Source organism: Anaerostipes sp. 992a, assembly GCF_001940245.1.
Taxonomy (GTDB): Bacteria; Bacillota; Clostridia; order Lachnospirales; family Lachnospiraceae; genus Fimousia.
The window spans coordinates 536,132-549,725 of the sequence record NZ_MJIG01000004.1 but is presented as its reverse complement, the minus strand read 5'-3'; the positions used below and the strand labels follow the sequence as shown (position 1 = coordinate 549,725).

12 protein-coding genes are annotated in these 13,594 nt (G+C 40.1%); 11 read left to right on the top strand and 1 reads right to left on the bottom strand.

Annotated features, from left to right (window positions below; all coding sequences use genetic code 11):
• Positions 1–43: 43 nt before the first annotated feature.
• Both glnA and BHF69_RS06895 read left to right on the top strand, forming a co-directional pair.
• Entirely contained in the window at positions 44–1,375 is a 1,332-nt protein-coding gene (gene glnA / locus BHF69_RS06900; protein WP_075670307.1) for a type I glutamate--ammonia ligase, read from the top strand.
• A gap of 32 nt (positions 1,376–1,407) precedes the next feature.
• Positions 1,408–1,950 carry an ANTAR domain-containing response regulator gene (locus tag BHF69_RS06895; protein ID WP_075670306.1) on the top strand — a complete coding sequence of 181 codons (543 nt, stop codon included), beginning with the start codon at positions 1,408–1,410 and terminating at the stop codon, positions 1,948–1,950.
• Between the two features lie 197 nt (positions 1,951–2,147).
• On the opposite strand, the gene ychF is transcribed toward BHF69_RS06895, so the two are convergent.
• The gene (gene ychF / locus BHF69_RS06890) at positions 2,148–3,245 is read right to left on the bottom strand and encodes a redox-regulated ATPase YchF (protein ID WP_075670305.1); all 1,098 of its coding nucleotides are present in this window, start codon (positions 3,243–3,245) and stop codon (positions 2,148–2,150) included.
• A gap of 169 nt (positions 3,246–3,414) precedes the next feature.
• Here ychF and lgt point away from each other — a divergent pair, with 169 nt between their 5' ends.
• From lgt to ftsW, 9 genes are all read left to right on the top strand, one after another.
• Positions 3,415–4,269, top strand: coding sequence for a prolipoprotein diacylglyceryl transferase (gene lgt, locus BHF69_RS06885; RefSeq protein ID WP_075671753.1), 855 nt, complete (start codon positions 3,415–3,417; stop codon positions 4,267–4,269).
• Positions 4,270–4,519: 250 nt separating this feature from the next.
• On the top strand, positions 4,520–4,954 hold the full coding sequence (mraZ, locus tag BHF69_RS06880) for a division/cell wall cluster transcriptional repressor MraZ (RefSeq protein WP_075671751.1): 435 nt from the start codon (positions 4,520–4,522) through the stop codon (positions 4,952–4,954).
• A gap of 18 nt (positions 4,955–4,972) precedes the next feature.
• The gene (rsmH, locus tag BHF69_RS06875) at positions 4,973–5,911 is read left to right on the top strand and encodes a 16S rRNA (cytosine(1402)-N(4))-methyltransferase RsmH (RefSeq protein WP_075670304.1); all 939 of its coding nucleotides are present in this window, start codon (positions 4,973–4,975) and stop codon (positions 5,909–5,911) included.
• 11 nt (positions 5,912–5,922) lie between these two features.
• Entirely contained in the window at positions 5,923–6,375 is a 453-nt protein-coding gene (locus BHF69_RS06870) for a septum formation initiator family protein (protein WP_075670303.1), read from the top strand.
• Between the two features lie 14 nt (positions 6,376–6,389).
• Positions 6,390–8,255: a peptidoglycan D,D-transpeptidase FtsI family protein gene (locus BHF69_RS06865; protein ID WP_242946129.1), complete on the top strand. Its 1,866-nt coding sequence runs from the start codon at positions 6,390–6,392 to the stop codon at positions 8,253–8,255.
• 118 nt (positions 8,256–8,373) lie between these two features.
• Positions 8,374–10,029, top strand: coding sequence for a peptidoglycan D,D-transpeptidase FtsI family protein (locus BHF69_RS06860; protein WP_442855854.1), 1,656 nt, complete (start codon positions 8,374–8,376; stop codon positions 10,027–10,029).
• Positions 10,030–10,146: 117 nt separating this feature from the next.
• The gene (mraY, locus tag BHF69_RS06855; protein WP_075671749.1) at positions 10,147–11,100 is read left to right on the top strand and encodes a phospho-N-acetylmuramoyl-pentapeptide-transferase; all 954 of its coding nucleotides are present in this window, start codon (positions 10,147–10,149) and stop codon (positions 11,098–11,100) included.
• A 12-nt stretch (positions 11,101–11,112) separates the two neighbouring features.
• The gene (murD, locus tag BHF69_RS06850) at positions 11,113–12,465 is read left to right on the top strand and encodes a UDP-N-acetylmuramoyl-L-alanine--D-glutamate ligase (protein WP_075670300.1); all 1,353 of its coding nucleotides are present in this window, start codon (positions 11,113–11,115) and stop codon (positions 12,463–12,465) included.
• A 20-nt stretch (positions 12,466–12,485) separates the two neighbouring features.
• A complete protein-coding gene (gene ftsW / locus BHF69_RS06845) occupies positions 12,486–13,583 on the top strand; it encodes a putative lipid II flippase FtsW (protein WP_075670299.1) in 1,098 nt (365 codons plus the stop codon).
• Positions 13,584–13,594 lie beyond the last annotated feature (11 nt).

Here is a 13,594-nt window from a genome sequence, read left to right as displayed (position 1 = left end):
TCAAATTATATACGCACTGATATAAAGGAAAGGAGATGTAATGATGTCTCATTATACAAAACAGGACATTATGCGTCTTGTAGAAGAAAATGATGTAGAATTTATCCGTCTTCAGTTTACGGATGTATTCGGTACTTTAAAAAATGTAGCAATTACTGCCAGACAGTTGGAAAAAGCATTGGACAATAAATGTATGTTTGATGGTTCTTCTGTGGATGGCTTTGTTCGTATTGATGAATCTGATATGTATTTATACCCAGATCTGGATACTTTTAGTATATTTTCCTGGAGATCTTCTAGTGTACAGGTTGCCCGTTTGATCTGTGATGTGTATCGTCCGGATGGAATTCCATTTGAAGGGGATCCAAGAGGGGTATTGAAAAAAGTTTTAAGAAAAGCAGCCAAGATGGGATACAATTTCTGTGTAGGGCCAGAGTGTGAATTTTTCTTATTCCACACTGACGAGGAAGGAAGACCTACGACAATTACTCATGAGAAAGCAGGCTATTTTGATGTGGCACCGCTTGATTTAGGAGAGAATGCCAGAAGAGATATTGTGCTTACCCTGGAAGAGATGGGATTTGAGATCGAGGCTTCTCATCACGAGGTAGCACCTGCACAGCATGAAATTGATTTTAAGTATACCAATGCCTTAAAGACAGCAGATAATATTATGACCTTTAAGCTGGTTGTAAAGTCCATTGCAAAGCGTCATGGACTTTATGCAAGCTTCATGCCAAAACCAATTACCGAGGTAGATGGTTCTGGTATGCATATAAATATGTCACTATGGAACAATGGAAAGAACATCTTTGCAGATTCCAAGGGAAAATTGGGCATCAGTGAAGTTGGATACCATTTTCTTGCAGGAGTTTTAAAATATGCTCCAGAGATGGCATTGATTACCAATCCATTGATCAATTCGTATAAGCGTCTGGTTCCAGGATATGAAGCACCGATTGATATTACCTGGTCTACCAGCAATCGTAGTCCATTGGTTCGTATTCCAGCGGCAAGAGGAGTTGGAACCAGACTGGAATTTCGTTCTCCGGATGCAGCAGCTAATCCATATCTGACATTGGCTGTTTGTCTGGCAGCGGGTCTTGCTGGAGTACAAGAAGGTATGGATCCAGGACCTCAGATGTCTGGAAATCAGTATGAGATGAGCAATGAAGAACGGGCTGCCGCAGAGATTCGTTCTTTACCAAGAGATATGCGTGAATCCATTCGTGCGTTCCGAAATTCAGAATTTATGAAGGAGATATTGGGAGAGCATATTTTTAATATGTATTTAAATGCGAAGACAAAAGAATTACAGTCTTATCAGAGTCAGGTAACAGACTGGGAAATCAATGAATACCTGTATAAGATTTAGTAACGTTTGGACTGCTGACTGGAGGTGGGAACGTGGTTAATGTAATAGTATTATTTCCCAAATCGAGTGACGCTAAGAATATTCGAAATGTTTTGATGCGGAGTGGGATTGAAGTAACTGCGGTCTGCACTTCTGGAAGTCAGGTGATTCATAGAATTGGTGATTTAGATGAGGGGTTACTTGTTTGCGGGTATAAATATTCGGATATGATGTATGATGAGCTGCGGGAATATCTTCCGAAAGATTTTGCGATGTTGGTGGTCACTTCTAGAACTCATTTGGAGGAATTAAATATCAGTGGAGTTCCATGTTTGCCAATGCCGATCAAGGTATATGCATTGGTGGAAAAAGTACAGGGGATGCTTGCAGAGATTGTCCTGGAAAAGAAAAGACGGAGAAAGAAATTAAGAGAAAGAACGCCGGAGCAAAAGGCACTGATTGAGGAAGCCAAATCTATTATTATGCAGAATAATGGGATGACAGAAGCGGAAGCTCATAGCTATCTTCAAAAGTATAGTATGGATAGCGGCATGAATATGGTAAATACTGCAAAATTGATTTTAGAGGTTTTTTAATAAAAATCGGTTTACATATGTCAGATAGGATGTGCAGGGATTCGGGTTAGAATGAAGTTTGTATTGCAGAACCGGATCTCTCTTGTAAAATAAAAAAGAGTTGCTGTAGAATAAAAGAATTTTGAAGATTCTTTTAACACAGCAACTCTTTTTCATGGAATAGGAAATTTCTTTTCCTATTCCATGAAAACGCTCCACTATACATTGAATCGGAATAAGATGACATCGCCATCCTGTACAACGTATTCTTTTCCTTCCTGTCTTACCAGACCTTTTTCTTTGGCAGCCAACATGCTTCCACAATCCATCAGATCTTTATAAGCAACAACCTCTGCTTTGATAAAGCCACGTTCGAAGTCACTGTGAATCTTACCAGCAGCCTGAGGAGCTTTTGTTCCTTTTTTGATGGTCCATGCGCGGACTTCTGGTTCACCAGCTGTCAGGTAGCTGATCAGTCCAAGAAGAGAATAGCTGGCACGGATTAATTTTTCCAGACCAGATTCCTTTAATCCCAGGTCTTCTAAGAATTCTTTCTTCTCATCGTCATCCAGCTCTGCGATTTCCTGTTCGATCTGTGCACAGATTACGAATACTTCTGCGTCCATCTCTTTGGCATATTCGCGAACATCGGCTACGTAAGGGTTAGAGGCACCATCATCTTCCAAATGGTCTTCATCTACATTAGCAGCAAAAATGACAGGTTTGGTAGTCAAAAGGTTGCAGGAATCTAACACTGCCTGCATGTCCTCATCGTCAACTTCGAAGGTTTTTGCTAATTTTCCATCTTCCAGATGTGCTTTTACTTTTTGTAAAAATTCCACTTCCTGTGCCAGAGCCTTGTCATTTTTTGCACCTCGGATGGATTTGGAAATTCTGCGATCCAAAAGCTCAATATCTGAGAAAATCAGTTCAAAGTTAATAGTTTCGATATCGCGAAGTGGATTTACAGAACCATCTACGTGAACGATGTTGCTGTTTTCAAAGCAACGAACAACATGTACAATAGCATCTACTTCACGAATGTTGGATAAAAACTGGTTTCCAAGTCCTTCTCCCTTGGAAGCTCCTTTTACCAGACCGGCAATATCTACAAATTCAATAACGGCTGGTACGATTTTTTTAGAGTGGTACATTTCATCTAATTTGTTCAAACGTTCATCTGGTACCGTTACAATTCCGATATTAGGATCGATGGTACAGAATGGGTAGTTGGCAGATTCTGCACCGGCCTTTGTTAAAGAGTTAAATAAGGTACTTTTACCGACGTTTGGTAAACCGACAATTCCTAATTTCATTCTAAAGATCCTTCCTTATTATAAATTATCTTTTAAAGTGTTAAAATAAGCCAATGTTAAGTGTATCACATTTATGCGAGCGTTGACAAGTAGAAACGAAGTCGATACAATGTTTCTGAAGGGCAGGATGTCCATTGAAAATGGATCACCGGAGAAAGGAAGTGATAATATGGATATTCGTTTTCCCAATCTTAATCTTGTTTTGGATTATGTGGGAACAGGAATTACGATCTTTGGATTTGAAATAAGGTTTTATGGGGTGATGATCGCACTTGGTTTTCTGGCAGGATTATGTTTGGCTCAGCGGGAAGCCAAAAGGACAGGACAGGATCCGGAAATTTATCTGGATTATCTATTGACCATGGTGGTACCGGCGATTATTGGAGCAAGAGCGTATTATGTGATTTTTTCCTGGGATTATTATAAGGAGAATCTGGGCGAGATCTTTTTGATACGTAATGGTGGATTGGCGATCTATGGAGGCGTTTTGGCAGCGATTGTTACACTTTTCATTTTCTGTAAGGTTCGAAAGCAATCGCCACTTTTGATGGCAGATACAGCAGTTATGGGACTGTTGGCTGGACAGATCATCGGTCGTTGGGGCAATTTTTTCAACCGGGAGGCTTTCGGAGGATATACAGATGGATTGTTTGCCATGCAGATTCCTCTGTCGTTTTTTTCTGATGGGAGAATTTCTGATGTGTTGAATGGTGAGATATTGGAGCATATCGTAAGCGTTGGAGGGGTGGATTATATACAAGTCCAGCCAACGTTCCTCTATGAAGGATTATGGAATCTTGGAGTACTGTTGTTTTTAATATGGTTTCGGAAGAGAAAGACCAGAGATGGACAGATGATGGCAATTTATTTTGTTGGTTATGGCATCGGACGATTTTTTATCGAAGGGATGCGGACCGATTCCTTATTGTTGTTTGGAACAGGTTTTAGAGTTTCACAATGTCTGGCATTGATTTTGATCATAATAGGTAGTGGATTGCTCATTCGATTTATGAAAAAGAATTAGTATATAAGAAAAGTCATATGTTCATGAATGAATATATGGCTTTTCTTATGTAATAAAACCCTTTCAGCGAATTACATAAGAACTGCTTTAAAAGTCTAAGATTTTCTTAAAATGTGTGGATAACTCTTGAATTTTATAAGCCTATCAATTAAAATAAAATAGTAACTCGGTGGAGAATTGTGGGTATGTTGTGCATAAAAGTGGGGGATCAGGAAGCGGATTGTCAACTTTTGAAAAAGCAGGTGATGTTATGTTCATGAGTGAATATAAACATACAGTAGATACCAAGGGCAGGCTGATAATTCCGGCAAAATTTCGAGAAGAATTGGGAGAGAATTTTGTTTTGACAAGGGGATTAGATGGATGCCTATTTGTGTTTCCTGAAAAAGAATGGGATCTTTTTCAAGAGAAGTTAAGACAACTCCCGGTTACCTTTAATAAAGAGGCACGGCAGTATGTGCGATTTTTTACCACAGGAGCGGGCATGACCCAGCTGGATAAGCAGGGGAGAATCTTAATACCACAGACCTTAAGGGAGTTTGCGGATATTAAAAAGGAGGCTGTGATTGCAGGCAGCCTGAATAAATTAGAAATATGGAGTAAAGAACGATGGGAAGCAGTGAATTCTTTTAATGATATGGATGAAATTGCAGGTAAGATGCAGGAAATGGGATTTTGCTTTTGATCGGTGAAAAGGATAGAGATGGAATTTAAACATAAATCAGTGTTGTTGGATGAGACAATCGAATATTTGAATATTAAACCAGATGGGATCTATGTAGATGGAACATTGGGAGGCGCCGGACATGCCTATCAGGTTTGCAGTCGCCTCAATGAGCAAGGGCGTTTTATCGGTATTGACCAGGATGAAGCAGCCATAGAAGCAGGGAAAAAGCGATTAGAGCCCTTTGGGGATAAAGTAACGATCGTTCGCAGTAATTATGTGAATATGAAGCAGGTGCTATATGATCTGGGGATTGAAAAGGTAGATGGAATTGTGTTGGATTTAGGTGTTTCCTCTTATCAGCTTGATAATGCAGAACGGGGATTTACCTATCGGGAAGATGTTCCGTTGGATATGAGAATGGATCAGAGGCAGAGCCGTACTGCGAAAAATATTGTAAATGAATACACCGAGATGGAACTGTTTCATATGATTCGCGATTATGGAGAGGACAAGTTTGCTAAGAACATTGCCAAGCACATCGTAGCAGCAAGACAGGAAGCACCCATTGAAACGACGGGGCAGTTGATTGAGATCATTAAAGGTGCGATTCCGGCAAAGGTACGTGCAAAAGGTGGACATCCTGCGAAAAAGACCTTTCAGGCCATTCGGATTGAACTCAATCAGGAGCTGGAAGTTCTCAATAACAGTCTGGATGATATGATAGATTTACTGAGAGAGGGAGGAAGAATCTGTATTATTACGTTTCATTCATTGGAGGATCGTATTGTTAAGACCATTTATCGCAGAAACGAGAACCCTTGTACCTGTCCTCCATCTTTTCCAGTGTGTACTTGCGGAAAGAAACCGAAGGGACATGTAGTCACGAGAAAACCGATTGTTCCTACGAAGGAAGAAATCGAAGAAAATAAAAGATCAAAAAGTTCAAAATTACGCGTATTTGAGCGATGTGAATAGGGGTGAAAAGTATGACAACAGAAGAACGTTATGAACTGATCTATGGCAATACGGCAAGAAGTGTAGATCCTGCAATACAGCCGCAACAGCCAAAGGCGCCAAAGAAAAGAAAAGAGGAGCCGAAGAAACCAAGGCAGGAGAGAACTTTTGACTTTGAATGGCACAGCAAGAGATTGTACATAGCAGTGCTTCTTTTAGTGGCAGTGTGTATTTCTTATGTACATATTAATGCGGCTAACGTACAGCTTCGCAAGGAAATTGCAGTTTTAAAGACAGAATTGAATTCTTCCAAAATTGAGAATGATGATCTGGAAGATGAGATATATTCAGAAGCAGATTTGAGTGAGATAAAAGAAAAAGCAATCAATAAATTAGGAATGATCAAACCGAAGGCAAGCCATATTATTAAGTATAGTAATGAAAGTAAGGATTATGTCCGACAGTATGAGTCCATTCCGGAATAACACAGGTGAGTATTGTGAAGAAACGACGAGTAAGAGTGAAGCCGTATCGGAGACTCACAGGTACGATGAGTGTCAGGCTGTTGGGCATCCTTGGGGTTTTATTGATTTTTCTATTGGTTATTATGGGAAAACTGACTTATTTGGGCATTATAAAGAAGGATACTTATAAAAAACAGGTATTGGCTCAACAACGGTATTCCAATACAGTAATCCCATATAAGCGTGGGAGCATTCTGGATACCAATGGTAATGTGATGGCAACCAACAAGAAATTCTATACGGTTATTTTAGAGCCAAAGAATATTATCGGTACCCGTTCGAAGGATGAGAATGGCAACGAAATCAAAACAGATAATGAGATCAAGATAACGGCAGCATTGAAAAAGTATCTGGATATATCCGATACAGAGATACAGGATGCTTTAAGTAATAAAGATTCCTATTATGAAGAATTGGTAACAGGATTGACCGAGGAGCAGATTTCTGACTTAAAAAAATATCTGAAAGGCGAAGAAGGAAAAAGCTTGGTTGGCATCTGGCTGGATGAAAGCTATCAGAGAATCTATCCGAATCATACGCTTGCCTGCCACGCCATTGGTTTTGTGTCAGATGGTGATATCGGTGTGGGTGGACTGGAACAGTATTACAATAGTATTTTAAAAGGAACAGAAGGGCGTAGATATACGTATTTGAACGAAGAATTAGAATACGATTCCTCCATCGAGGAGCCAGTAGATGGCAAGACGCTGGTTTCTACTTTGGATATTAACATCCAGAGGATCACAGAAAAATATTTACGAAAATTTCAGAAAAATTACGGCAGTAAGAATGCATCGGTTCTTGTTATGAACCCTAACAATGGAGAGGTTCTGGGAATGGCTAATTCAAAGACCTATGACCTCATGGACCCAATGAGTGAAAAGAATCTGAAAAAGTACTATAAGGCATCCAAGCTGGCCAAGATGACAAAGCAGCAGAAATCAGATGCATATAGCTCCATCTGGAGTAATTATACAGTCAGTACGACCTATGAACCCGGATCTACATTTAAACCATTTACAGTTGCTACAGGGCTGGAGACAGGTTTGTTAAAAGGAAATGAGTATTTTACCTGTGATGGAGGACAGACCGTCGATGGAACCCATATTGGATGTTCCCATGTACATGGTACGATTCCATTGTCGGATACCATTGCCTTATCATGTAATGATTCTATGATGCAGATGGCTGCTAAAATGGGAAGTAAGACATTTGTAAAATACCAGAAAATTTTTGGATTTGGTTCTTCTACAGGAATTGATCTTCCAGGGGAAGCCAGTGCCTCTAATGTTCTCCATGGAGAGGATATGGCGGATATGGATCTGGCTACCAGTTCCTTTGGACAAAGCTTTCAATGTACGATGATTCAGCTGGCATCTGCCTTCTGTTCTTTGGTGAATGGAGGATATTATTATCAGCCACATATGGTAAAGCAGATTTTAGACAGTGAAGGCAATGTGGAAAAAAATATTGAAAAGACCTTGGTGAAAAAGACAGTCAGTCAGGAAACCAGTGAGAAATTAAAATCCTATATGAGAGATACTGTATTAAAGGGAACAGCAAAGGTTGCACAGATTGATGAATATAACATTGGGGGAAAAACAGGAACTGCGGAAAAGTATCCTCGTGGAACCGATAAGCGTCTGGTATCCTTTATTGGATTTGCTCCGGATGACAATCCGGAACTAGTCGTGTATGTGACGATTGATGAAATTCAAAAAGGCAGTCAGTCTAATACAAAACTCGCAGTAGAGATGACCAGAGATATCCTGAAGGATTCTTTAAAATATATGGACGTTGAGACCAATAATGAAAAGGAGACGGATCAGGAAAAAAATTAGCAATCATAACCCTATCTTAGAGATAATACACTATAATAACACTAAGATAGGGTATTTTTATAATATGAGAACTGTCCAAAAAAGGAGAGCATTGCTTCTGATCGTATTGATTCTGGCTATGACAACAGCAGTGTCCATAAGGCTTGGATATGTGATGATCTTTCAATCTGAAAGATATTTAAAGCTTGCCAAAGATCTACATCAGCGGGAAAGAGAAATCAAAGCACCCAGAGGTGTGATATATGATCGGAATGGAGTGATTCTTGCAGGTAATAGAGCAGTTTGTTCCATATCCGTGATTCACAGTCAGATAACAGATCCAGAGCGGGTGATCACGCAGCTTTCTTCCATATTGGATATAGACGAGGAAGAAATCAGGAAAAAGGTAGAGACAATTTCGGCGAGAGAAAAGATAAAAAGTAATGTGTCAAAGGAAATCGCCAATCAAATCCGCGATCAAAAGCTGGATGGGGTTATGGTAGATGAAGATTATAAGAGGTATTATCCATATGAGGAACTGGCATCTACGGTACTTGGATTTACCGGGGCAGATAATCAGGGAATTATTGGCCTGGAGGTTACCTATGAATCTGTGTTAAAAGGAAAAAATGGAAAAATCCTTACCATGACCGATGGAAAAGGAAAAGAAATCAAAAATGCAGAAGAAGAGAGACAGGAACCGGTTGCTGGAAAAGATCTGTATCTTACTATGGATGTGCACATTCAAAAATATGCGCAGCAGATTTGTGAAAAAGTAAAAATTGCAAAAAAAGCAAAGAGAGTATCCATGGTTGTTATGAATCCGCAGAATGGAGAGATTTTTGCAATGGTCAATGTGCCGGAATTTAATCTGAATGAACCGTATAAGCTGAAGAATGTTAAGAATACTGACCAGATGTCAGCGAAGAAAAAGCAGGAAAAATTAAATCAGATGTGGAGAAACTGGTGTGTGAATGATACCTATGAGCCAGGTTCCACCTTTAAGATCGTAACGGCTGCAGCGGGGCTGGAATCCGGTGCCGTGAAAGAATCGGATACATTCTCCTGTCCTGGCTTTCGGATCGTAGAAGATCGTAGAATCCGCTGTCATAAGGCAGGGGGACATGGAGGCGAGACTTTCCGGGAAGGGGTCATGAATTCCTGTAATCCTGTATTTATGGATGTAGCGGCCCGTGTGGGCAAAAAGAGAATGTACGATTATTATAAAAAGCTGGGACTGTTTGAAAAGACGGGCATTGATGTGCCAGGAGAGGCAAATTCTATTATGCATGCGTTAAAAAATATTGGGGCTGTAGAACTGGCGACAATGGCATTTGGCCAGTCCATTCAGATTACCCCATTGCAGCTTTTGCGGGCAGCCAGCGCTGCTGTCAATGGAGGAAAGCTGATCACCCCTCATTTTGGATTAAAAACATCTAAGGAGGTGCTGAAGTATGAAGAACGGCAGGGAGCATTATCCAGCAGTACTTCTGCATTACTGCGGGATATTTTAGAGGATGTCGTATCAGAAGGATCTGGGAAGCGCGCAAAGATCGAAGGATACAAAATTGGTGGCAAGACTGCTACCAGTGAAAAGCTGCCAAGAAGAACCGGAAAGTATATTTCTTCTTTTTTAGGATTTGCCAGTGCGGAGCATCCTACCGTGATGGCTCTGATTCTTATCGATGAACCAGAGGGAGTTTACTACGGGGGAACCATAGCAGCACCGGCAGTAAAAGAATTATTTGAAAATATTTTACCGTATTTGGGAATGAAACAAAGCTTTGACTCTTGATTATGAGAATAAAAGAATATATAATTATGAAGTTAAGGGGTTAATCCAGCGACCGTTGGTTGTCTGGATTGATAGAGAGAACCTGTAGATGAAAAAACAAAAGAGGTGTGTAAAATGATAAAAAATGATATTATTATTCCAGTATTGATTGCATTTTTTGTATGCTTGTTACTGAGTCCAACAATGATTAAATATTTACAGAAGTTAAAGTTTGGTCAGTTTATTCGTGATGAAGGTCCGGAATCTCATTTGAAGAAATCCGGGACACCGACCATGGGTGGTCTGATTATTTTATTAGGTATTATTGTAGGTTCAATTTTCTATGTGAAGAGATATCCGAACATTATTCCAATTCTATTTGTAACATTAGGATTTGGATTGATCGGATTTATTGATGATTATATCAAGGTTGTTATGAAGAGAAACTTAGGGCTACGTGCTTGGCAGAAGATGCTGGGACAGATTATCGTAACCGGAATTTTTGCATTTTATATTTTGAACTATACTGGAATGGATACGACGATGCTGATTCCGTTTTCAGGAGGAAAGTATCTGGAATTTGGAATTTTATTTGTGCCAGCATTGTTTATTATTGTTCTGGGAACAGTAAACGGAGCAAACTTCACAGATGGTCTGGATGGCCTTGCATCCAGTGTTACTGTACTGATTGCTACCTTCTTTACGGTAGTGGCTATTGCAACAAATGCGGGAATTGAACCGGTGACAGGAGCAGCCATTGGGGCTTTGCTTGGTTTTTTGGTCTTTAATGTATATCCGGCACGGGTATTTATGGGAGATACTGGTTCCTTGGCGTTGGGAGGATTTGTAGCTTCTACAGCAATTGTTCTTCAGATGCCTTTATTTATTCCGATTGTAGCGTTTATCTATCTGCTTGAAGTTGTATCCGTGATCATTCAGGTAGCATCATTTAAGACAACCGGAAAGCGTGTATTTAAGATGGCACCGATTCATCATCATTTTGAATTATCCGGATGGCCGGAAACAAAAGTTGTAGCCATTTTTGCAATTGTTACAGCGGTATTATGTATGATTGGTTTTATTGCAATATAAAGGAGATAAGCTATGGAATTAGAAGGCAAAAGAGTTCTGGTAGCTGGAACAGGAATTAGCGGAATTGGTGCTGCAAACCTGTTAACAGAGGCTGGAATTGAGACAGTATTGTATGATGGAAATGAAGCATTGAACAAAGAAGAAATCAGACAAAGGGTGAAACATCCAGTAGAAGTGATTCTGGGAGAATTGACAGATGAGATGATCGAGGCATTTGATCTGATGGTATTAAGCCCTGGAATTTCTGTGAATGCTCCATTTGTTCAGAAATTTAAAGAACATAAGATTCCTGTATGGAGCGAGATTGAATTAGCATATTATTTTTCAAGAGGAGAGATTGCAGCCATTACCGGAACCAACGGAAAGACGACTACAACAGCCCTGGTAGGGGAAATCGTAAAATGTCAGTATGATTCTTCCTTCGTAGTTGGGAATATTGGAATTCCATATACCAATGTGGCGTTGGATACAAAAGAAGAAAGTGTGATTGTGGCAGAGATCAGTAGCTTCCAGCTGGAAACCATCCAACAGTTTCGTCCAAAGGTCAGTGCTGTTTTGAATATTACACCAGATCATCTGGACCGACATGGAACAGTCGAGTGTTATGCGGATACCAAGCTTAAGATTGCTATGAATCAGACGGAAAATGAGTATTGCGTATTAAATTACGATGATCCAACAACCAGAGCTATGGGAATGCGGATCAAAGCAGTGCCGGTTTACTTCAGTCGTTTGGAAAAGTTGGAAAAAGGTGTATATTTAGATGGAGATGATTTTGTGATTTCCTGGAATGGAACACGACAGGTCATCTGTACTATGCAAGATATTAATCTTCTGGGAGGACACAATCATGAGAATATTCTGGCTGCCATTGCCATTTCCTATTTCATGGGAGTAAAACCAGAGGCAATTCTGGAAGGTGTTCGTAAGTTTAAAGGAGTTGCTCATCGAATTGAATTTGTTGCTGAAATCAATGGTGTAGCATATTATAATGATTCCAAAGGAACCAATCCGGATGCAGCGATCAAAGGAATTCAGGCTATGAATCGTCCTACCTATCTGATCGGAGGAGGATATGATAAAAAATCTACTTATGATGAATGGATCGATGCCTTTGATGGAAAGGTAAAAAGTCTGATTTTATTAGGACAGACTGCAGAAAAAATCGCAAAAACAGCAAAAGAACATGGATTTGATCAGATTGTCATGGTAGATTCTTTAGAGGAAGCGGTAAATTATGCAGCTGATCATGCCGAAGAGGGAGATGCTGTTTTATTATCACCAGCATGTGCAAGCTGGGGAATGTTTAAGAATTATGAAGTTCGGGGAGATCAATTCAAAGAATTTGTTCACCGTCTCTCATAAGGAAAAAGAGGTGAAGTGATTTGGCGAAAAAGCAACCCAGAAAATATTTTGATTATCCAATGCTATTTGTTGTGTTGTTCTTAGTGGGATTTGGCTTGGTAATGATCTACAGTACCAGTTCTTATACCAGTCAGATCAGATATGGGAATACGACTCATTGGCTGGTCAGGCAGGCAGCAATTGCAGCGGGAAGTCTTTTTCTCATGTTCCTTGTAACCAGAATCGATTATCGGATTTTTAAGAAAAAGGCATGGGCAAATATGGCATATGCAGCATCCATAATTTCGTTGTTGGCGGTATTAGCTCTTGGAGTGGTTACCAAAGGGTCGAAACGGTGGATTTCCATTGGGGGAATTCAGTTGCAGCCTTCTGAATTTGCCAAGCTGTTTTTGATAGTATTTCTGGCATATTATCTGTCAGTAAATTCCCATAAGATTAAGACCTTTTGGGGTTCTCTAAAATGGGTGCTGATCTGTCTTCCGATCATTGGGCTGGTTATTGTGGAGAACTTAAGTACGGCAATTGTATTGTGTGCCATTACAGGAATTCTGATTTTTGTGATCAGTCCATGCTCCAAACAGCTGATTGGTCTGGCAGCAGGCGTCGTTGGTCTTGGAACGGCATATTTGGTGTTTGGCCCGGCATACCGTATGGAACGTATTCAGATATGGCTGGATCCAGAGCATCATGAAAAGGGACTTCAGACTATGCAGTCTTTGTATGCCATTGGATCTGGAGGAATCTTTGGAAAAGGTCTGGGACAGAGTATGCAGAAGATGGGGTTCATACCTGAATCTCACAATGATATGATCTTTTCCATTGTATGTGAAGAATTAGGGTTATTTGGAGCCTTTGCAGTCATTGCGATTTTTCTCGTTTTGATATGGAGGATGTTGATTATTGCCATGAATGCACAGGATCTGTTTGGATCTCTTATCGCTATTGGTGTTGCGGTTCATGTCAGCATACAGATGCTGATCAATGTTGGGGTTGTAACAAATCTGTTTCCACCAACAGGAATTCCATTGCCGTTTATTAGCTATGGAGGATCCTCGCTGATGGTTCTTCTCCTTGAAATGGGATTGGTATTATCCGTGTCCCGTCAGATAAAAATATAGGAAATGATGGT

Bases quoted from the DNA above. Each gene is read 5' to 3' on its own strand.
- murD (WP_075670300.1), top strand. From the start codon at position 11,113: ATGGAATTAGAAGGCAAAAGAGTTCTGGTAGCTGGAACAGGAATTAGC.
- glnA (WP_075670307.1), top strand. From the start codon at position 44: ATGTCTCATTATACAAAACAGGACATTATGCGTCTTGTAGAAGAAAAT.
- rsmH (WP_075670304.1), top strand. From the start codon at position 4,973: ATGGAATTTAAACATAAATCAGTGTTGTTGGATGAGACAATCGAATAT.
- BHF69_RS06860 (WP_442855854.1), top strand. From the start codon at position 8,374: ATGACAACAGCAGTGTCCATAAGGCTTGGATATGTGATGATCTTTCAA.
- mraZ (WP_075671751.1), top strand. From the start codon at position 4,520: ATGTTCATGAGTGAATATAAACATACAGTAGATACCAAGGGCAGGCTG.
- BHF69_RS06870 (WP_075670303.1), top strand. From the start codon at position 5,923: ATGACAACAGAAGAACGTTATGAACTGATCTATGGCAATACGGCAAGA.
- lgt (WP_075671753.1), top strand. From the start codon at position 3,415: ATGGATATTCGTTTTCCCAATCTTAATCTTGTTTTGGATTATGTGGGA.
- ychF (WP_075670305.1), bottom strand. From the start codon at position 3,245: ATGAAATTAGGAATTGTCGGTTTACCAAACGTCGGTAAAAGTACCTTA.